Consider the following 21179-nt stretch of genomic DNA (forward strand, 5'->3'; position numbering starts at 1 on the left):
TGGGAGCGTCCCGGCAAGGGCGCTCTCCTCATTCAGTGCTCAGCATCGAGCGAGCACATTTGCCCACCAAATCTGTTCGCCAAGGTGTGGATAAAGTGTTTGTGCCTGTCTACAGGCCTTTTGTGACAGGCTCTCCAAGGTTTTGATCAAAAAACGATCATGCACGCTTCCAGTCTTCGTCTGTGCGTATGTCAGCATTTTGCTGATTTTGCCCACAATCGCTGTTAGCCGGTCTGTGGATAATCTGTTCGGTTACGGCTGCAGGCTGCGTCGTTGAAGGTGTGGAGGGGTTTGTTCAAAAAATGATCAGTTTCGCTCAGATCCTACTCGATTCTTGAAAATCAGGGCCTTGAGCCGTTTATCCACAGCCCGATTGCAAAAAATTGCTTGGTTGCTCACAAAGTCTGTTGGTGTCTCTGTGGACAAGGTGTATGAACTCCGCTGTAGCCCAGTGATAATGCGGGCTCGGCCAATATGATCAAATAATGATCAGTATGCGGCCTGGCATTTTTGCCAGTACGCAAGCACACGATCGCTCATTACCCTGTCCACATCGTGCAAGTAGTGTGGATAACCATGACGACATGCCTGCTTGACATCGACCAGCAGCAATCGGTATTGGGTGCGGGATATCACGAGCCTCGCGCCTACTCGCCGTACGGTGGCATGCGTGTAGTCCCGGTATCAGCGCTGGCTTTCTGTGGCCAGCACCTGGATCCGTTGACAGGTAGCTATCCATTGGGCAATGGCCATCGCTTCTACCGCCCGAGCCTCAGGCGCTTCATAAGCCCTGACGTGCTAAGCCCGTTCGGAAAGGGGGGGCTCAATGCTTACGCCTACTGCCAAGGTGACCCTGTCAACTTTGCTGACCCTAGTGGTCGTTTCCCCGCAATCATCGCGCCAGTCCGAAACCTTGTCACGGGAGTGATCAATCTAGGTATAAGTGCCGTGAAAATGTACCGGAACTACCGTACAGGGCGAGACTTCGCCCTCAATAGTGGTTACCCGGCGAGCCGCTCAGGGGTTTTCACATACGGCACGTCCGAGCATGCGGTCGCACGATGGTCTGTAGCGGATAAGGTGGTGTCGGCCGCTGGAGGCATCAGCGCTTCATTGAGTATTGGTACGGCTACCGCGCGGTTGATTACACCGGAATCCGAGGTGTTGGCCTGGGTTGATTTTGGGGTGGCCTCATTCGCCACAGTTTTGTCAGCTTATGAGCTTTACGGATTGGCAACGTCGTCTGCCGAGCGGCGCTATCCCATACAGCCGGTGGCTTATGAGATACGTACGGGAGTACAGCCTTGAGATGCAGTGGTGTGAAAGCGCCATGCTTCGGTCTGCTGCCGAAGCATGGCGGGTGCATCAGTTACTACTGCGCCTGCACTTCTTTCAGGTATGGCGCCGGCTCTGCCCCCAGGTTGTTCAGCACGCGCCCGCTGTACCAGTCAATGAAGTTCACCACACCAAACTCGTAAGTCTTCGAATACGGGCCCGGCTGGTACGCCGTGGAGTTGATCCCACGCTGGTTCTCTTCGGCCAGACGGCGGTCCTGGTCGTTGGTGGCGTCCCACACCTTGCGCATGTTCTCGGGGTTGTAGTCCACACCTTCCACGGCATCCTTGTGCACCAGCCACTTGGTGGTGACCATGGTTTCCTGGGCGCTGATCGGCCACACGGTGAACACGATCATGTGGTCGCCCATGCAGTGGTTCCACGAGTGCGGCAGGTGCAGGATGCGCATCGAGCCAAGGTCTGGGTTCTTGATGCGACCCATCAGCTTCTGGCAGGCCTGCTTGCCGTCCATGGTCATCGACACGGTGCCCTTGAGCAGCGGCATGCGCACGATGCGGTTACGCAGGCCGTGGCTCTTGTGCAGGTACGGGATCTTCTCGGCTTCCCAGGCAGCGGCGGAGGCGGCCACATGGTCCTTGAATTCCTGGCTGGCGCGCGGGTCGTTGGTGTCGTCCCACTCCAGCAGGGTTTGCAGCAGTTCCGGGTGCGAACCGTTGCAGTGGTAGCACTCGCGGTTGTTTTCCAGCACCAGTTTCCAGTTGGCCTTTTCCATCAAGGTAGTTTGCACCGCCACCTTGGTGTTCTCCATGTCGTACGGTTCCATGTAATGGTCCAGGGTGGCCAGGAACTCGTCGATGGCAGGCGGGTTTTCCGCCAGGCTGATGAAGATGTAGCCGCCGGCCACCTTCACGTTCACGGGCTTGAGGCCGTACTGGTTCATATCGAAGTCAGCACCCATCTCGGTGCCGGCGAACAGCAGGCGGCCGTCCAGCTCGTAAGTCCACTGGTGATATGGGCACACCAGTTTGGCCACCTTGCCTTTCTCGCTGACGCACAGGCGCGAACCGCGGTGGCGGCAGACGTTGTGGAAGGCATGCACCTTGCCTTCGGCACCGCGCACCACAATGATCGGATTCTTGCCGATCTGCAGGGTGATGTAGTTGCCCTTGGCCGGGATCTCGCAGGTCATGCCGGCGATCAACCATTCTTTATGGAAGATCTCCTGCATGTCGATCTGGAACAGACGCTCGTCGGTGTAGAAAGGCTGGGGCAGCGAGTAGGTGCGCTCGCGGGTCTGCAACATCTCGGCGGTAGCCTTGCGTGCGGGTTCAAGTGGATCGCCCAGGCTCAGGGTTGCGGTGACGTCCATCGTGTATTCCTCGGGGCCGTATGCGGCCGGCAAAAGGTGGCTAATCGTTGTTGTGGTGCCGCAAGGCTGCTTCAGATAAAACAGCTAGTTCTTTTGCCGTGGAGTGTGCGTCCGAAGACGCCGCGAACCGTATCCATGGGCGACATGGCCGATTTGAATAACGACGCGCCAGCCCTTGTGCCACGGGGCTGGTCGCGATAAGCACGTCGATGTCGCAGGCAGGAATGTGCGTCGTCTTCAGCTTGCGCATTATCGATGCCATGAAAAGGGCCATAGTCGGCCGCTGGAGATGAACATGTCCGATACCTTCCTCAATCCGGTCACTACCCAGACCTGGGCCAATGGCCGCCACATTGTGCGCTGCGTCAAGGTCATCCAGGAGACCTGGGACGTGCGCACCTTCTGCTTCATGGCCGACCAGCCGATCATGTTCTTCTTCAAGCCAGGGCAGTTCGTTACCCTGGAGCTGGAGATCGAAGGCAAGCCCGTGATGCGGTCCTACACCATCTCCAGTTCGCCGTCAGTGCCCTACAGCTTCTCGATCACCGTCAAGCGCGTGCCGGGTGGCCTGGTGTCGAACTTCCTGCATGACACCATGCACGAAGGCGCCGAGCTGCCGGTGCACGGCCCGGTGGGGCTGTTCAACGCCATCGACTTCCCTGCTGGCAAGGTGCTGTACCTGTCGGGCGGCGTCGGTATTACCCCAGTGATGTCGATGGCGCGCTGGTTCTACGACACCAATGCCAACGTCGACATGGTGTTCGTCCACAGCGCCCGTTCGCCGAAAGACATCATCTACCACCGCGAGCTGGAACAGATGGCGTCGCGCATCCCCAACTTCAGCCTGCACATCATTTGCGAGAAGCACGGGCTGGGTGAGCCGTGGGCGGGTTACCGCGGTTACCTGAACCAGCGGCTAATGGAGTTGATTGCGCCCGACTACATGGAGCGCGTTGTGTTCTGCTGCGGCCCGACGCCGTACATGACGGCGGTCAAGCGCATGCTTGAAGCGGTCGGCTTCGACATGAAGAATTATCACGAAGAGTCGTTCGGTGCCACGCCGCCAGAAGCCAAGGCTGATGCGGTGGAGCACGCCGAGCAGGCAGCCGATGCGCCTGAGCTGGATGTTTCCGACCTCAACCTGGTGGAGTTCATCGGCAGCGAGAAGAGCATCCGCATCGCCCCGGGCGAGACCGTGCATGCGGCGGCAGCCAAGGTTGGCCTGATGATCCCGAAAGCCTGCGGCATGGGTATCTGCGGCACCTGCAAGGTGCTCAAACTGGGCGGCGAGGTGGAAATGGAGCACAACGGCGGGATTACCGAAGAGGACGAAGCCGAGGGCTACATCCTGTCGTGCTGCAGCGTGCCGAAAGGGGATGTGCGGATCGATTACTGATCCAGTGGCCAGTCTGGCTTCTTCGCGGGCACGCCCGCTCCCACAGGGTCATCGCTATCTTCAGGACTGCGGTGAACCTTGTGGGAGCGGGCGTGCCCGCGACTGCTTCTAGGTGCGGAACCGGGCTACCAGGCCATTGAGGTCTACCGCCAGGCGCGACAGCTCGGCACTCGCCGCGCTGGTCTGATGCGCCCCGGTAGCACTCTGCACCGACAGGTCGTTGATGTTCACCAGGTTGCGGTCCACTTCCCGCGCTACCTGGGCCTGCTCTTCCGCCGCACTGGCAATCACCAGGTTGCGCTCGTTGATCTGCGCCACCGCGCCGGCGATGGTGTCCAGTGCCATGCCCGCGCCACGGGCGATGTTCAGTGTCGACTCCGCACGCTCGGTGCTGGTGCGCATCGATTCTACCGCCTCTTCCGTACCGCCCTGGATGCTGCCGATCATGCGCTCGATTTCGCTGGTCGACTGTTGTGTACGATGGGCAAGTGCCCGCACTTCATCGGCGACCACGGCAAAACCACGGCCCGCTTCACCGGCCCGCGCGGCTTCGATGGCTGCGTTGAGCGCCAGCAGGTTGGTCTGGTCGGCCAGGCCACGGATCACGTCAAGCACCTTGCCAATGTCGCGCGACTGTTCTGCCAGGTGGGTAATCAGCTTGGCGGTGGCCTGCACATCACCACTCATGCGCTCGATCGCACCCACGGTTTCCATCACCAGGTCACGACCATCACCGGTGGAGCGGCTGGCTTCACTGGAGGCTTCTGAAGTGCTCACGGCATTGCGCGCCACTTCTTCCACCGCACTGGTCATTTCAGTGACTGCAGTGGCGGCCTGTTCAATCTCATTGTTCTGCTGCTGCAGGCCACGGGCACTTTCGTCGGTGACGGCATTCAACTCTTCTGCCGCCGAGGCCAGCTGGGTGGCGGAGCCGGCGATCTGCTGCAAGGTATCGCGCAGCTTGTCCTGCATGCGCGCCATGGCGCGCAACAGCCGGGCGGCTTCGTCGGTGCCCTCTGCGCGGATGACGTGGGTCAGGTCGCCGTCGGCGACTTGCTCGGCGCATTTGAGTGCTTCTTCGATCGGCTTGACGATACTGCGGGTCAGCAGGAAGGCACAGGCGAAGGTCAGTACGGTGGCGGCAACCAGCAGGCCGATCACCAGGGCGAAAGCGCCGGCATACTGGTTGGCGGCTTTTTCGTTGGTGGCGCGAGTCTGGTCAGTGTTGATGCGTACCAAGGTGTCCATGACCTTGTTGATCTGCTCGGAGTTGGCCAGCAGGTCGCGGTTGAGCAGGTCACGCAATTCATCCAGGCGATCGGCCTGGCTCAGTGTGCGCATGCGCGATTCCAGCTGGCGGTACTGGTTGAGCAACTGACCGTACTGGTCGAATGCTGCCTGTTCGTCGGCGGCGACGATCATTGGCAGGTAGGCCTGGCGTGCACGGTCGATCTGGCTGTTGCGCTGGTCCAGCATATCGAGGGTATCGCGTTGGGTTGCCGGCTCGCGGTTGAGCAGCAGGCGGTAGGAAAGCGTGCGCATGCGTAGGTTCAGCGCGGTGAGTTCGTCGAGGATCTTGATGCTGGGCACGCTGACTTGCTCGATGGCAACGCCCGCCTGGCGGATGTTACCCATCTGCACCAGAGAGAAGATACCAAGGCCGAGCATCAGCAGGCCGATGAGCGCGAAGCCGAGAAGCGCGCGGGGGGCGATATTCATGTTGCGTAGGGACATGGAGAGGAGGATCCAGGCAAGTGGGAAAAGAGCGACAAAATATGACTTGCCGGGCTATCGGTCGTGACTGGCCAGTCTTGAATGCGTCCGGGGAAAATGGTGCGACCGCGAACCTTTTCCTGACCGGCGGTTGATCCAGGTCGGAACAAGGGGTCGATTACCCTGTCAATCTGCGGGTTCGACACCTTATGAATCCGATATTTAATGGCGATAGGGCGCACTTTTCTTTATCGTGTGTGCCCCTCGCAACAACCTGAGATAGACCCATGCTGGAAGCTTCCCTGAATCAAATCGAGCAACTGGTCAGCGACCTGATGCAGAAAAACGCTCAACTCATCGAGCAGAACACCGCCCTTGGCCAGGAACTGGCCCAGGCCAAGGAAGAGAACGAAACCCTGCAGCTGTCGCTGATGGAGCAGGAAGAGAAGAACGGCGCTACCGCAGCACGCATCCAGGCCTTGGTCGAGCGCGCCAGCGCGGGCGTTGTTGGCGCATGAGACTGCAGGAGCAGCCGATCAATGTCGTGTCGATCCTCGGCATCGACTATTCGATCAAGGCGCCCGAAGGCCAGGAAGAAACCCTGGCCCAGGCGGTACGGATGCTCAACAAAGCCCTTAACGAGACCAAGCGTCAGTACCCGACCTTGATCGGTGACAAACTGCTGGTGCTGGCTGCCCTTAACCTGTGCTCCAAGCAGGTTGAGCTGCAGAAGGAGCATCAGCAGACCCTTGCGCGAACTCAAGCGCAGATCGACGCCACGGTGGATGCCATCGTGCGGACCATCGCTGAGCAATAAGCCCCGTACACCGTCCCCCCGTAGGAGCGGGTTCACCCGCGAATGCGTCAGTGGCTTCAACACCGCATTCGCGGGTAAACCCGCTCCTACAGGGTGCATCTGATTGCTTCAGATCACTGGATTAACTGGATACGCAAGTGTATACACTTTCCGCAAAACAATAATGTGCGGGGAGTAGGGGCATGCGTATCTGGCGTAAGAGCATCCAGTTGCAATTGATCACCAGCATGGGCGCTGCCCTGCTGGCGAGCATCCTGGTGGTGGTCATTATCTTCACTGTGGCGCTGAACCGCCTCACCGACCGCTACCTGGTCGACACTGCCCTGCCAGCCAGCATCGAGGCTATCCGCAATGACATCGAGCGCATGCTGGGCCAACCGTTGGTTGCTGCCGCGGACATTGCCGGTAACACCCTGCTGCGCGACTGGCTTGCTGCCGGTGAAGATCCCGCGCAGGCACCCCAATTCATCGAATACCTGACCGCCGCCAAACAGCGCAACCACGCCTTTACTACGCTGTTCGCCTCGACCGAAACCGGCCATTACTACAACGAGAACGGCCTGGACCGCACCCTCAGCCGCAGCAACCCCAAGGACAAGTGGTTTTACGGTTACATCGACAGCGGCGCCGAACGGTTCATCAACATCGACATCGATGGTGCCACCGGCGAACTGGCTCTGTTCATCGACTATCGCGTGGAAAAGGAAGGCAAGCTGGTGGGTGTGGCCGGCATGGGCCTGCGCATGACCGAGTTATCGAAGCTGATCCACGACTTCAGCTTTGGCGAGCACGGCAAGGTGTTCCTGGTGCGCAACGATGGCCTGATCCAGGTGCATCCCGATGCTGCCTTCAGTGGCAAGCGCCAGCTTGCCGAGCAGCTTGGCGCGGACGCGGCCAAAGGCGTCATGACCGGAGGCGAGAGCCTGCGTAGCAGCCGCTTCAGCCGTGACGGTGAGCGCTACCTGGCGCTGGGCCTGCCGCTGCGCGACCTCAACTGGACCCTTGTGGCCGAAGTGCCAGAGTCGGAAATTTACGCGCAAATGCATCAGGCCGTCTGGCTGACCAGCCTGATCGGTGGCGCCGTCGCGTTGGTGTCGCTGCTGTTGGTGGTACTGCTGGCGCGTGGCCTGGTGCGGCCGATCCGCCGCGTTACCGCCGCATTGGTTCAGATTGGCAGTGGAGCGGGTGATCTCAGCCACCGCCTGGACGATTCGCGTCAGGATGAGCTGGGTGACCTGGCCCGTGGTTTCAACCGCTTCCTGGACAGCCAACGCAGCCTGATCGGCGAGGTGTTGAGTACCTCCGAGCGGCTGCGACGGGCCGTGGAGCAGGTAACCCAGGTGGTGGACAACACCGCCGAGCGCTCCGGGCGCCAGCAGGAGATGACCGAAATGGTCGCCACTGCTGTACACGAGATGGGCCTGACCGTGCAGGACATCGCCCGCAATGCCGGCGATGCGGCCCAGGCGTCGCAGTCGGCACGAGACGAGGCGTTGCAGGCCCGCGAGGTGGTGCAACGATCCATTCGTGGCATCGAGGGCATGTCGGGCGACATCGGCAAGGCGGCCGATGCGGTCAGCCAGCTGGCCGACGAAGTCGCCTCGGTCGATGAAGTGCTCGCGGTAATCCGCAGCATTTCCGAGCAGACCAACCTGCTCGCGTTGAACGCTGCCATCGAGGCCGCGCGGGCAGGGGAGATGGGGCGCGGGTTCGCTGTGGTGGCCGATGAAGTACGTACGTTGGCCCGGCGCACACAGCTGTCCACCGATGAAGTGCAGCAGATGATCCAGCGCCTGAAGCTAGGTGCAGGTTCGGCGGTGAGTTCAATGCAGGCAGGGCAGCAGGCGACCGGCAGTGGCGTGGAATCGAGCCAGCGCACCGGGGCATCGCTAAGCGCGATTACCGACCAGGTAGAGCACATCAGCGACATGAACCATCAGGTGGCCACGGCTACCGAGGAGCAGTCGGCGGTGACCGAGGAAATCAACCGGACGGTGCAGGGGATTTCCGATTTGGCGCGTGAGACGGCGGCGGAGGTGCAAGGGTGCCGCGAGGAGTGCCAGGCGTTGCGTGGGTTGGCTGATGACCTGGCGCGGCAGATGGGTGGGTTCAGGCTCTAGATCGCAGGGGCCGCACGGCGGCCCCGGATCTCGCTCAGCCACCAATGATCGTGCGGATATCCGCCGCCAGCTCACGCACCCGCGCTTCTTCGGTATCCCACGAGCACATGAAGCGCGCGCCACCGCTGCCGATAAAGGTATAGAAGCGCCAGCCCTTGCCCCGCAGCGCCTCGATGGCGTGCTCTGGCATCTGCAGGAACACCCCGTTGGCCTCCACCGGGAACATCAGCTCTACCCCCGGCAGGTCACTGACCAGCGATGCCAGCAGTTGCGCGCAATGATTGGCGTGGTTGCCATGGCGTAACCATGCGCCATCTTCCAGCAGCCCGACCCAGGGCGCCGACAAGAAGCGCATCTTCGACGCCAGTTGCCCGGCCTGCTTGCAGCGATAATCGAAGTCTTCGGCAAGCTGGCGGTTGAAGAACAGAATCGCTTCGCCCACCGCCATGCCGTTCTTGGTGCCGCCAAAGCACAGCACATCCACACCGGCCTTCCAGGTCAGTTCGGCCGGGCTGCAGCCCAGGAACGCACAGGCATTGGTAAAGCGTGCGCCGTCCATGTGCAGGTTCAGGCCCAGCTCCTTGCAGGTGGCGCTGATCGCCTTCAGCTCGTCGGGGCGGTACACCGTGCCCACTTCGGTGGCCTGGGTAATGGTCACCACGCGCGGCTTGGGGTAGTGGATATCCTGGCGTTTGAGCGCCACTTCGCGGATCGACTGTGGCGTCAGCTTGCCGTTGACGCTGGCCGCCGTCAGCAGCTTGGAGCCGTTGGAGAAAAACTCCGGTGCACCGCATTCGTCGGTTTCGACGTGGGCGGTCTCGGAGCAGATCACGCTGTGATAGCTCTGGCACAGGGATGCCAGGGCCAGGGAGTTGGCCGCGGTGCCGTTGAAGGCAAAGAACACCTCGCAGTCGGTTTCGAACAGATTGCGGAAGTACTCCGATGCACGCTCGGTCCACTGGTCGTCGCCGTAGGCGCGGTCGTGGCCGCGGTTGGCTTTCTCCATCGCCACCCAGGCTTCGGGGCAGATACCGGAATAGTTGTCGCTGGCGAATTGTTGGCTCTTGTCTGTCATGGCACGGTCCTGTGAACGACGCAGATCAGCACTCTAAACCATCGATTCAGCACTTGCCTATACAACCCGTGCAGCGATTTCTGTTCATTACTGTGCCGGCCCCTTCGCGGGCGCGCCCGCCCCCACAATGGTCCTGCAAACGCCAATCACTGTAGGAGCGGGTTCACCCGCGAAAGGGCCAGCGCAAACAGCACAACAGCGAATGTCGTAAACGCGCCATTGCAAGGCGTGCGCAGGCATCTGACCCGGCCCCACCAGTCATAACATCGCCACAAAGGGCCACAGTGCCCCACGACAAAAAACGATCGCTGCCGGGAGATACACAATGTTCAGCAAGCAAGACCAGATCCAGGGTTACGACGATGCACTGCTGGCGGCGATGAATGCCGAAGAACAGCGCCAGGAAGATCACATCGAGCTGATCGCCTCGGAGAACTACACCAGCAAGCGCGTCATGCAGGCCCAAGGCAGCGGCCTGACCAACAAGTACGCCGAAGGCTACCCTGGCAAGCGTTACTACGGTGGCTGCGAGCACGTAGACAAGGTAGAAGCCCTGGCCATCGAGCGCGCCAAGCAGCTGTTCGGTGCCGACTACGCAAACGTCCAACCGCACTCCGGCTCGTCGGCCAACGGCGCGGTCTACCTGGCCCTGCTGCAAGCCGGTGACACCATCCTGGGCATGAGCCTGGCCCACGGCGGTCACCTGACCCACGGCGCCAAGGTGTCGTCCTCGGGCAAACTGTACAACGCAGTCCAGTACGGCATCGACACCAACACCGGCCTGATCGACTACGACGAAGTCGAGCGCCTGGCGGTCGAGCACAAGCCGAAAATGATCGTTGCCGGTTTCTCGGCCTACTCCAAGACCCTCGACTTCCCACGTTTCCGCGCCATCGCCGACAAGGTGGGCGCACTGCTGTTCGTCGACATGGCCCACGTTGCCGGCCTGGTTGCCGCTGGCCTGTACCCGAACCCGATCCCGTTCGCCGACGTGGTCACCACCACTACCCACAAGACCCTGCGCGGTCCGCGTGGCGGCCTGATCCTGGCCAAGTCGAACGAAGAGATCGAGAAAAAGCTGAACGCCGCTGTATTCCCGGGTGCCCAGGGTGGCCCGCTGATGCACGTGATCGCTGCCAAGGCAGTGTGCTTCAAGGAAGCGCTGGAGCCTGGATTCAAGGCCTACCAGCAGCAAGTGATCGAAAACGCCCAGGCCATGGCCCAGGTGTTCATCGACCGTGGCTACGATGTGGTTTCCGGTGGCACCGACAACCACCTGTTCCTGGTCAGCCTGATCCGTCAGGGCCTGACTGGCAAAGACGCCGACGCCGCCCTGGGTCGTGCGCATATCACCGTCAACAAGAACGCCGTGCCGAACGACCCGCAGTCGCCGTTCGTCACTTCGGGCCTGCGTATCGGCACCCCGGCCGTCACCACCCGCGGCTTCAAGGTCGCCCAGTGCGTGGCCCTGGCTGGCTGGATTTGCGACATCCTCGACAACCTCGGTGACGCAGACGTCGAAGCCGATGTGGCGAAGAACGTCGCGGCCCTGTGCGCAGATTTCCCTGTCTACCGCTGAGTGGAGTCACACACCATGCAACGTTACTCGGGCTTCGGCCTTTTCAAGCACTCCCTCAGCCACCACGAAAACTGGCAGCGCATGTGGCGCACGCCAACCCCTAAAAAGGTTTACGACGTGGTCATTGTCGGCGGTGGCGGCCATGGCCTGGCCACGGCCTACTACCTGGCCAAAGAGCACGGCATCACCAACGTCGCCGTGATCGAGAAGGGCTACCTGGGCGGCGGCAACACCGCCCGTAACACCACCATCGTGCGTTCCAACTACCTGTGGGACGAGTCGGCGCACCTGTACGAGCACGCCATGAAGCTGTGGGAGGGCCTGTCCCAGGACCTCAACTACAACGTGATGTTCTCCCAGCGCGGTGTTTACAACCTCTGCCACACCCTGCAGGACATGCGTGACTCCGAGCGTCGGGTCAGCGCCAACCGCCTCAACGGCGTGGATGGCGAGCTGCTGAACACTGCCCAGGTTGCGGCCGAAATCCCGTACCTGGACTGCTCGAAGAACACCCGCTACCCGATCCTCGGCGCCACCGTACAGCGCCGTGGTGGCGTTGCCCGTCACGATGCCGTGGCCTGGGGCTTCGCCCGCGCTGCCGACGCCCTGGGCGTCGACCTGATCCAGCAAACCGAAGTGATCGGCTTCCGCAAGGAAAACGGCGCGGTCATCGGTGTGGAAACCAACAAAGGCTTCATCGGCGCCAAGCGCGTCGGCGTGGTCACCGCCGGTAACTCCGGGCACATGGCCAAGCTGGCCGGCTTCCGCCTGCCGCTGGAATCGCACCCGCTGCAAGCGCTGGTATCCGAGCCGATCAAGCCGATCATCGACAGCGTGATCATGTCCAACGCCGTACACGGCTACATCAGCCAGTCCGACAAAGGCGACCTGGTGATCGGTGCCGGTATCGACGGCTGGGTCGGCTACGGCCAGCGCGGTTCGTACCCGGTGATCGAGCACACCCTGCAGGCCATCGTCGAGATGTTCCCCAACCTGTCGCGTGTTCGCATGAACCGCCAGTGGGGCGGCATCGTAGACACCTCGCCGGACGCCTGCCCGATCATCACCAAAACCCCGGTCAAGAACATGTTCTTCAACTGCGGTTGGGGTACTGGCGGCTTCAAGGCGACCCCGGGTTCGGGCAACGTCTTCGCCGCGAGCCTGGCCAAGGGCGAAATGCATCCACTGGCCGCGCCGTTCTCCATGGACCGTTTCTACAACGGCGCACTGATCGACGAACACGGCGCCGCCGCCGTCGCCCACTAACCGGAGACACCGTCATGTTGCATATTTTCTGTCCCCACTGCGGCGAGCTGCGCTCCGAAGAAGAGTTCCACGCCTCTGGCCAGGCGCACATTGCCCGCCCGCTGGACCCTAACGCCTGCTCCGACGAGGAGTGGGGTACCTACATGTTCTACCGTGACAACCCGCGCGGTATTCACCATGAACTGTGGGACCACGTTGCCGGCTGCCGCCAGTACTTCAACGTCACCCGTGACACCGTGACCTACGAAATTCTGGAAACCTACAAGATTGGCGAGAAGCCGCAAGTGACCGCCAGCGGCAAAGCCACCAGCGCCGCGTCGACCGTCAAAGGCCAAGGGGAAAAAGTATGAGCCAGACCTATCGCCTCGCCAGCGGCGGCCGTATCGACCGCAGCAAGGTCCTGAACTTCACCTTCAACGGCAAGACCTACCAGGGTTATGCCGGTGACAGCCTGGCCGCCGCGTTGCTGGCCAACGGCGTCGACATTGTCGGCCGTAGCTTCAAGTACTCGCGCCCACGCGGCATCATCGCCGCCGGTACCGAAGAGCCGAACGCCATCCTGCAGATCGGCTCCAGCGAAGCTACCCAGATCCCCAACGTGCGCGCCACCCAACAGGCACTGTACGCGGGCCTTGTCGCCACCAGCACCAACGGTTGGCCGAACGTCAACAACGACGTCATGGGCATCCTCGGCAAGGTTGGCGGCAGCATGATGCCGCCGGGCTTCTACTACAAAACCTTCATGTACCCCAAATCGTTCTGGATGACTTACGAGAAGTACATCCGTAAAGCCGCCGGCCTGGGCCGTGCGCCGCTGCAGAACGATCCTGACAGCTACGACTACATGAACCGGCACTGCGACGTGCTGATCGTCGGCGCCGGCCCTGCTGGCCTGGCTGCCGCACTGGCCGCTGCGCGCAGTGGTGCCCGCGTGATCCTGGCTGACGAGCAGGAAGAGTTCGGCGGCAGCCTGCTCGACACCCGCGAAACCCTCGACGGCAAGCCTGCTGCCGACTGGGTCAACGCCGTGGTCAAAGAGCTGGAAGGCCTGCCGGAAGTGACCCTGCTGCCACGTGCCACGGTCAACGGCTACCACGACCATAACTTCCTGACCATTCACGAGCGCCTCACCGACCACCTCGGCGATCGCGCCCCGATCGGTCAGGTTCGCCACCGCGTGCACCGCGTTCGCGCCAAGCGCGTGGTACTGGCTGCCGGCGCCCACGAGCGCCCGCTGGTGTACGGCAACAACGACGTGCCGGGCAACATGCTGGCCGGTGCTGTATCCACCTATGTTCGCCGCTATGGCGTGGCGCCGGGTCGCAAGTTGGTACTGTCGACCAACAACGACCACGCTTATCGCGCCGCGCTGGACTGGCACGACGCAGGCCTGCAAGTGGTCGCCATCGCCGACGCCCGCCACAACCCACGTGGCTCGCTGGTTGAAGAAGCGCGTGCCAAAGGCATTCGCATACTCACCTCCAGCGCCGTGATCGAGGCCAAAGGCAGCAAGCACGTCACCGGCGCCCGTGTGGCGGCGATCGATGTGCAGGCGCACAAAGTCACCAGCCCAGGCGAAGTCCTTGAGTGCGACCTGATCGCCTCCTCGGGCGGTTACAGCCCGATCGTGCACCTGGCTTCGCACCTGGGCGGTCGCCCGGTATGGCGTGACGACATCCTTGGCTTCGTGCCGGGCGATGCGCCGCAGAAGCGTGAGTGCGTCGGTGGTATCAACGGCGTGTATGCCTTGGGCGATGTCATTGCCGATGGCTTCGAAGGCGGCGTCCGCGCAGCCACCGAGGCCGGTTTCAAGGCCACTGTCGGCACCCTGCCAAAAACAGTGGCGCGCAAGGAAGAGGCCACTGTGGCACTGTTCCTGGTGCCGCACGACAAAGGCACCAAGGGGCCGAAGCAGTTCGTCGACCAGCAGAACGACGTGACCGCAGCCGGTATCGAGCTGGCCACCCGTGAAGGCTTCGAGTCGGTCGAGCACGTCAAGCGCTACACCGCGCTGGGCTTCGGTACCGACCAGGGCAAACTGGGCAACATCAACGGCCTGGCCATCGCCGCCCGTTCGATCGGCATCACCATCCCGGAAATGGGTACCACCATGTTCCGCCCCAACTACACGCCGGTTACTTTCGGCGCGGTAGCGGGCCGTCACTGTGGTCACCTGTTCGAGCCCGTGCGCTTCACTGCCCTGCATGCCTGGCACGTGAAGAACGGCGCCGAGTTCGAAGACGTCGGCCAGTGGAAGCGCCCGTGGTACTTCCCGAAAGCCGGTGAAGACATCCATGCTGCCGTGACTCGCGAATGCAAGGCCGTGCGCGACAGCGTGGGCCTGCTGGACGCCTCGACCCTGGGCAAGATCGACATCCAGGGCCCGGACGCGCGCGAGTTCCTCAACCGCATCTACACCAACGCCTGGACCAAGCTCGACGTGGGCAAGGCCCGCTACGGCCTGATGTGCAAGGAAGACGGCATGGTCTTCGACGACGGCGTAACCGCCTGCGTCGGCGACAACCACTTCATCATGACCACCACCACCGGCGGCGCTGCCCGCGTATTGCAGTGGATGGAGCTGTATCACCAGACCGAATGGCCAGAGCTGAAGGTGTACTTCACTTCGGTCACCGACCACTGGGCCACCATGACCCTGTCCGGCCCTAACAGCCGCAAGCTGCTGAGCGAGCTGACCGACATCGACATGGACAAGGAAGCCTTCCCGTTCATGACCTGGAAGGAAGGCAACGTCGGTGGCGTGCCGGCCCGCGTGTTCCGTATCTCGTTCACCGGCGAGCTGTCGTACGAAGTGAACGTGCAGGCCAACTACGCCATGGGCGTGCTGGAACAGATCATCGAGGCCGGCAAGAAGTACAACCTGACCCCGTACGGCACCGAGACCATGCACGTACTGCGTGCAGAGAAGGGCTTCATCATCGTGGGCCAGGACACCGATGGTTCGATGAACCCGGACGACCTGAACATGAGCTGGTGCGTTGGCCGCAACAAGCCGTTCTCGTGGATCGGCCTGCGTGGCATGAACCGCGAAGACTGCGTGCGTGAGAACCGCAAGCAGCTGGTGGGCCTGAAACCGGTCGACCCGACCAAGTGGCTGCCGGAAGGCGCCCAACTGGTGTTCGACCCGAAACAGCCGATCCCGATGGACATGGTCGGCCACGTCACCTCCAGCTACGCGTCCAACTCCCTGGGCTACTCGTTCGCCATGGGTGTGGTCAAAGGCGGCCTCAAGCGCATGGGCGAGCGTGTCTACTCGCCGCAGGCGGATGGCAGCGTGATCGAGGCGGAAATCGTGTCTTCGGTGTTCTTCGATCCGAAGGGTGAGCGGCAGAACGTCTAAGGCCCCGGATGGCGGCGCAGCCTGATTGCACGGCTGCGCTGCCCTGACGAACAAGAATTCAAGGCAGGTAAGAAATGAGCGCTATCAACGTCTTCCAGCAAAACCCCGGCGCCGAGGCCAAAGCCCAGTCGCCACTGCACCATGCCGACCTGGCCAGCCTGGTAGGCAAAGGCCGCAAGAACGCAGGCGTGACCCTGCGTGAACGCAAGTTCCTCGGTCACCTCACCCTGCGTGGTGATGGCCACAACCCGGAATTTGCCGCCGGCGTGCACAAGGCCCTTGGCCTGGAGCTGCCCGTGGCGCTGACCGTGGTCGCCAACAAGGACATGTCGCTGCAATGGGTCGGCCCAGATGAGTGGCTGCTGATCGTGCCCGGCGGCCAGGAGCTGGCAGCGGAGCAAAAGCTGCGCGCGGCCCTTGAAGGCCAGCACATTCAGGTCGTCAATGTCAGTGGCGGGCAAAGCCTGCTGGAACTGCGCGGCCCGAATGTGCGCGACGTGCTGATGAAATCCACCAGCTATGATGTTCACCCGAACAACTTCCCGGTGGGCAAGGCCGTGGGCACCGTGTTCGCCAAGTCGCAACTGGTGATCCGCCGCACTGCAGAAGACACTTGGGAGCTGGTGATTCGCCGCAGCTTCGCCGATTACTGGTGGCTGTGGCTGCAGGACGCTTCTGCCGAATACGGCCTGAGCATCGAAGCCTAAGGAGCAAGAACATGAGTCGGGCACCGGATACCTGGATTCTCACCGCCGACTGCCCGAGCATGCTCGGCACCGTCGACGTGGTGACGCGTTACCTCTTCGAGCAGCGCTGCTACGTGACGGAGCACCACTCCTTCGATGACCGGCAGTCGGGACGCTTCTTCATTCGCGTCGAGTTCCGCCAGCCGGACGATTTTGACGAGGCGGGCTTCCGGGCCGGCCTCGCAGAGCGCAGCGAAGCGTTCGGCATGGCTTTCGAGCTGACCGCACCCAACCACCGCCCCAAGGTGGTGATCATGGTGTCCAAGGCCGACCATTGCCTGAATGACCTGCTGTATCGCCAGCGCATTGGCCAACTGGGTATGGATGTGGTGGCCGTGGTGTCGAACCACCCGGACCTCGAACCCTTGGCGCATTGGCACAAGATTCCTTATTACCACTTCGCCCTCGACCCCAAGGACAAACCTGGGCAAGAGCGCAAGGTGCTGCAGGTGATCGAGGAGACTGGTGCTGAGCTGGTGATTCTTGCCCGCTATATGCAGGTACTGTCGCCCGAACTTTGCCGCCGTCTGGATGGTTGGGCGATCAATATTCACCACTCGCTGTTGCCGGGTTTCAAAGGCGCCAAGCCTTATCACCAGGCCTACAACAAGGGTGTGAAAATGGTCGGTGCCACGGCGCACTACATCAACAACGACCTGGATGAAGGGCCGATCATTGCCCAGGGTGTCGAGGTGGTGGACCACAGTCACTATCCCGAAGACCTGATTGCCAAAGGGCGGGATATCGAATGCCTGACATTGGCGCGGGCGGTGGGGTATCACATCGAGCGACGGGTGTTCCTGAACGCCAACCGGACTGTCGTTCTGTAATAACCGGTACCGGCCTCTTCGCGGCTAAAGCCGCTCCTACAGGTACAGCACAGCCCTCGGGTTGGTGCGGTCCCCCGTAAGAGCGGCTTTAGCCGCGAAGAGGCCCGCACAGGCCGCCTCTCTGTTTGCCCATACTCCCCAGCGACACCCCTGCCGTTAAAAGGCATCTCTCTGTCGCTCCCAGTCAGTGCAGATCTCCCCATCCGGCCCACAATTCCCTCATTCCAGAAACACATGCCGCCCACGGATGGCGGCGCGTTCAACCACCGCTGCATAAATAAAAATCAAGCGAGGTAAGAGCATGTCTGGCAATCGTGGAGTGGTGTATCTCGGCGCTGGCAAGGTCGAAGTACAGAAGATCGACTACCCGAAAATGCAGGACCCGCGCGGCAAGAAAATCGAACACGGCGTCATCCTGAAGGTGGTCTCCACCAACATCTGCGGTTCTGACCAGCACATGGTCCGTGGCCGCACTACTGCCCAGGTCGGCCTGGTCCTGGGCCACGAAATCACCGGTGAAATCGTCGAGAAGGGCCGCGACGTCGAGCGCATGCAGATCGGCGACCTGGTATCGGTCCCGTTCAACGTCGCCTGCGGCCGCTGCCGCTCCTGCAAAGAGATGCACACCGGTGTCTGCCTCACCGTCAACCCGGCCCGCGCCGGCGGTGCCTACGGCTACGTCGACATGGGCGACTGGACCGGTGGCCAGGCCGAATACGTGCTGGTGCCATACGCCGACTTCAACCTGCTGAAGCTGCCTGAGCGCGACAAGGCCATGGAAAAGATCCGTGACCTGACCTGCCTGTCCGACATCCTGCCCACCGGCTATCACGGTGCCGTGACTGCTGGCGTTGGTCCAGGCAGCACTGTCTACGTTGCCGGTGCTGGCCCGGTCGGCCTGGCCGCCGCTGCCTCGGCGCGCCTGCTGGGCGCCGCCTGTGTAATCGTCGGTGACCTGAACCCGGCCCGCCTGGCCCACGCCAAGTCGCAAGGCTTCGAAGTGGTCGACCTGTCCAAGGACACCCCGCTGCACGAGCAGATCGTCGACATTCTCGGCGAGCCGGAAGTGGACTGCGCTGTCGACGCCGTCGGCTTCGAGGCCCGTGGCCATGGCCACGAAGGTGCCAAGCACGAGGCCCCGGCCACCGTGCTGAACTCGCTGATGCAAGTGACCCGCGTGGCCGGCAACATCGGTATCCCGGGCCTGTACGTGACCGAAGACCCGGGCGCGGTGGATGCCGCTGCCAAGATCGGCGCGCTGAGCATCCGCTTCGGCCTGGGCTGGGCGAAATCGCACAGCTTCCACACCGGCCAGACCCCGACCATGAAATACAACCGCCAGCTGATGCAGGCGATCATGTGGGACCGCATCAACATTGCTGAAGTGGTAGGTGTGCAGGTGATCAACCTGGATCAGGCGCCGGAAGGGTATGGCGAGTTTGATGCAGGTGTGCCGAAGAAATTCGTTATCGACCCGCACAAAATGTGGGGTGCGGCGTAATCAGCGTCGAGTAAAAAGAGCCCCTCGCATCGAGGGGCTTTTTGTGTGCGCCAGGCATGGCGCGTTGCGCGTAAGCGCAACCCGCTTGGTTGTGGTGGCCAAGTGGGTGACTTGGAGGTGAAAGTCCTCTACACACCCGGCAAGGGGAAGTGTTAGCCGGAGGCAAGGGTGTCGCGGGTGACCGCGAATCTGAAGGAAGCCCGAGGCAAAATGCTGGCCTGACGAACAGGAAGCGGATAGAGGCGGCACAGCGGGGTGAGGTGGCACAAATCGCCAAAGCCCAATACTTGCACGGAACGCTGTGACGTAGATCCGACAGGCATAAGCAGGAAGGTCGCGCGAATTACCCTGGGAGATCTGTACGCTTGCCACTGTGCTACCGCGCGTCGAAAGGCGACGGGACGAGCGTGCAGAAGTCAGCCGAAGCCGTAGTAAGTGGCGGTTAACCGCGCCACCAAGGGCCGAACAGGTTATGCCGCCAGTAGGCGTCGCCGTCTCGTTGGTAACCGTAATGCAGAAATTTCCCACAGCGGAAACTGTCATCCCGAATCCCGGCCAGAAGCCGAGGGTGATGCCTGACAGTGCAAAGGTGCCGGCGGCGTCAGCGACGTGGACGAACGCGGAGCCGGACACGCTGATGGAGCGGGTGCTTGCACCGGCCAACCTCAGGCGTGCGTATCAACGCGTGGTTAGCAACAAGGGGGCTCCGGGTGCCGATGGCATGACGGTCGCTGACTTGGCGGGCTACGTGAAACAGTATTGGCCAACCCTCAAGGCCAGGTTGCTGGCCGGTGAATACCATCCCCAAGCAGTGCGAGCGGTTGAAATTCCCAAGCCGCAGGGCGGCACACGGCAACTGGGTATCCCCAGCGTCGTGGATCGCCTGATCCAGCAAGCACTGCAGCAGCAGCTCACACCTATCTTCGACCCACTGTTCTCGGACTACAGCTATGGTTTTCGTCCGGGCAGAAGTACGCATCAAGCCATCGAGATGGCCCGTGCTCATGTGACAGCGGGACACCGCTGGTGCGTGGAACTCGATCTGGAGAAGTTTTTCGATCGGGTCAATCACGACATCCTCATGGCCTGCATCGAACGTCGGATCAAAGACAAGTGCGTACTCAGGCTTATTCGCCGCTACCTTGAAGCCGGGATCATGTCGGGCGGTGTCGTCAGCCCACGGCAGGAGGGGACGCCGCAAGGCGGCCCGCTTTCGCCGTTGCTGTCGAATATCCTGCTCGACGAACTCGACCGCGAGCTGGAGCGGCGGGGCCATCGCTTCGTACGTTATGCCGATGATGCGAACATCTATGTACGCAGTCCCCGGGCCGGCGAACGGGTGTTGGTCAGCGTCGAGCGCTTCCTGAGAGAACGTCTGAAGCTGACGGTGAACAGGAAGAAAAGCCAAGTGGCAAGGGCGTGGAAGTGCGACTACCTAGGCTATGGGATGAGCTGGCACCAGCAGCCAAGGCTGCGCGTGGCAAGGATGAGCCTAGACCGCTTACGCGACCGGCTCAGAATGCTGCTGCGCAGCGTACGGGCTCGCAAAATGGCGACTGTCATCGAGCGGATCAACCCCGTCCTGAGAGGCTGGGCTAGCTACTTCAAGCTCAGCCAGAGCAAGCGGCCGCTTGAGGAACTGGATGGTTGGGTCAGGCACAAACTCCGCTGCGTCATCTGGCGTCAATGGAAGCAGCCTCCCACGAGGCTGAGAAACTTGATGCGCCTGGGGTTGAGCGAGGAGCGTGCCAACAAGTCAGCCTTCAATGGCCGAGGTCCATGGTGGAATTCGGGAGCGCAACATATGAACTACGCGCTGCCAAAGAAACTGTGGGACCGGCTCGGGCTGGTCTCGATACTGGATACGATTAACCGGCTTAGCCGCGTAACCTGAACCGCCGTGTACGGAACCGTACGCACGGTGGTGTGAGAGGACGGCGGGTGTGAATCCGCCTCCTACTCGATCCATTCTGATAAGACATCTCGGCCGGAGGTGCTTGTCATAAGCCTTTCATCGCTTTTGAAGTCGAGCGCCGCCCGCACATACCTCATCAGTTCCGAAGCCTGGTGAGTGGCCCTGGAGCGAAGGGCCACTGCGCAGTCATTTTCA

The 21179-nt window shown here is 61.7% G+C and carries 16 protein-coding genes and 2 pseudogenes; 14 read left to right on the forward strand and 4 right to left on the reverse strand.

Translation table 11 applies throughout. The features are described 5' to 3' along the window. Positions 1–666 precede the first annotated feature (666 nt). Positions 667–1308, forward strand: a complete 642-nt coding sequence (locus LU682_RS01495) for an RHS repeat-associated core domain-containing protein (RefSeq protein WP_232014145.1) — start codon at positions 667–669, stop codon at positions 1306–1308. 64 nt (positions 1309–1372) lie between these two features. On the opposite strand, the gene gbca is transcribed toward LU682_RS01495, so the two are convergent. Continuing rightward, entirely contained in the window at positions 1373–2665 is a 1293-nt protein-coding gene (gbca, locus tag LU682_RS01500) for a glycine betaine monooxygenase oxygenase subunit (protein ID WP_010951677.1), read from the reverse strand. Between the two features lie 295 nt (positions 2666–2960). Here gbca and gbcB point away from each other — a divergent pair, with 295 nt between their 5' ends. Continuing rightward, positions 2961–4061, forward strand: a complete 1101-nt coding sequence (gbcB, locus tag LU682_RS01505; RefSeq protein WP_049588084.1) for a glycine betaine monooxygenase reductase subunit — start codon at positions 2961–2963, stop codon at positions 4059–4061. A gap of 108 nt (positions 4062–4169) precedes the next feature. Here the strand turns inward: gbcB and LU682_RS29890 are convergent, their stop codons facing one another. Together LU682_RS29890 and LU682_RS29895 are read right to left on the reverse strand one after the other, a co-directional pair. Next, on the reverse strand, positions 4170–5042 hold the full coding sequence (locus LU682_RS29890; protein WP_404943662.1) for a methyl-accepting chemotaxis protein: 873 nt from the start codon (positions 5040–5042) through the stop codon (positions 4170–4172). Between the two features lie 30 nt (positions 5043–5072). Further along, a pseudogene (locus tag LU682_RS29895) lies at positions 5073–5795 on the reverse strand (MCP four helix bundle domain-containing protein); the annotation flags it as partial. 266 nt (positions 5796–6061) lie between these two features. On the opposite strand from LU682_RS29895, the gene LU682_RS01515 reads away from it, so the two are divergent. From LU682_RS01515 to LU682_RS29905, 4 genes and pseudogenes are all read left to right on the forward strand, one after another. Then, positions 6062–6292, forward strand: coding sequence for a hypothetical protein (locus LU682_RS01515; RefSeq protein ID WP_003255686.1), 231 nt, complete (start codon positions 6062–6064; stop codon positions 6290–6292). Then, the gene (locus LU682_RS01520; RefSeq protein WP_003255684.1) at positions 6289–6591 is read left to right on the forward strand and encodes a cell division protein ZapA; all 303 of its coding nucleotides are present in this window, start codon (positions 6289–6291) and stop codon (positions 6589–6591) included. Before LU682_RS01515 ends, LU682_RS01520 begins: the two co-directional genes overlap by 4 nt. Positions 6592–6956: 365 nt before the next feature. Continuing rightward, positions 6957–7799: pseudogene (gene mcpH, locus LU682_RS29900) on the forward strand (methyl-accepting chemotaxis protein McpH); the annotation flags it as partial. A 207-nt stretch (positions 7800–8006) separates the two neighbouring features. Next, positions 8007–8711, forward strand: coding sequence for a methyl-accepting chemotaxis protein (locus LU682_RS29905; RefSeq protein WP_370688745.1), 705 nt, complete (start codon positions 8007–8009; stop codon positions 8709–8711). Positions 8712–8745: 34 nt separating this feature from the next. On the opposite strand, the gene LU682_RS01530 is transcribed toward LU682_RS29905, so the two are convergent. Continuing rightward, positions 8746–9786, reverse strand: coding sequence for a threonine aldolase family protein (locus LU682_RS01530; protein ID WP_010951681.1), 1041 nt, complete (start codon positions 9784–9786; stop codon positions 8746–8748). Positions 9787–10111: 325 nt separating this feature from the next. On the opposite strand from LU682_RS01530, the gene LU682_RS01535 reads away from it, so the two are divergent. The 8 genes from LU682_RS01535 (at position 10112) to ltrA (ending at position 20963) form a co-directional block, all read left to right on the forward strand. Then, positions 10112–11365, forward strand: coding sequence for a serine hydroxymethyltransferase (locus LU682_RS01535; protein WP_003255681.1), 1254 nt, complete (start codon positions 10112–10114; stop codon positions 11363–11365). Between the two features lie 15 nt (positions 11366–11380). Continuing rightward, the gene (locus LU682_RS01540) at positions 11381–12631 is read left to right on the forward strand and encodes a sarcosine oxidase subunit beta family protein (RefSeq protein ID WP_003255680.1); all 1251 of its coding nucleotides are present in this window, start codon (positions 11381–11383) and stop codon (positions 12629–12631) included. Positions 12632–12645: 14 nt separating this feature from the next. Continuing rightward, the gene (locus tag LU682_RS01545) at positions 12646–12981 is read left to right on the forward strand and encodes a sarcosine oxidase subunit delta (protein WP_010951682.1); all 336 of its coding nucleotides are present in this window, start codon (positions 12646–12648) and stop codon (positions 12979–12981) included. Further along, positions 12978–15992, forward strand: coding sequence for a sarcosine oxidase subunit alpha (locus tag LU682_RS01550; protein WP_010951683.1), 3015 nt, complete (start codon positions 12978–12980; stop codon positions 15990–15992). Before LU682_RS01545 ends, LU682_RS01550 begins: the two co-directional genes overlap by 4 nt. 74 nt (positions 15993–16066) lie before the next feature. Further along, complete coding sequence (locus LU682_RS01555) at positions 16067–16699, forward strand: sarcosine oxidase subunit gamma (protein ID WP_003255677.1); 633 nt, start codon at positions 16067–16069, stop codon at positions 16697–16699. 11 nt (positions 16700–16710) lie between these two features. Then, positions 16711–17568: a formyltetrahydrofolate deformylase gene (gene purU, locus LU682_RS01560; protein ID WP_003255675.1), complete on the forward strand. Its 858-nt coding sequence runs from the start codon at positions 16711–16713 to the stop codon at positions 17566–17568. A gap of 301 nt (positions 17569–17869) precedes the next feature. After that, complete coding sequence (gene fdhA / locus LU682_RS01565; protein ID WP_003255673.1) at positions 17870–19069, forward strand: formaldehyde dehydrogenase, glutathione-independent; 1200 nt, start codon at positions 17870–17872, stop codon at positions 19067–19069. A 472-nt stretch (positions 19070–19541) separates the two neighbouring features. Continuing rightward, positions 19542–20963, forward strand: coding sequence for a group II intron reverse transcriptase/maturase (ltrA, locus tag LU682_RS01570; protein ID WP_010952877.1), 1422 nt, complete (start codon positions 19542–19544; stop codon positions 20961–20963). The last annotated feature ends 216 nt before the right edge of the window (positions 20964–21179 follow it).

Source organism: Pseudomonas alloputida (genome assembly GCF_021283545.2).
Taxonomy (GTDB): Bacteria; Pseudomonadota; Gammaproteobacteria; order Pseudomonadales; family Pseudomonadaceae; genus Aquipseudomonas; species Aquipseudomonas alloputida.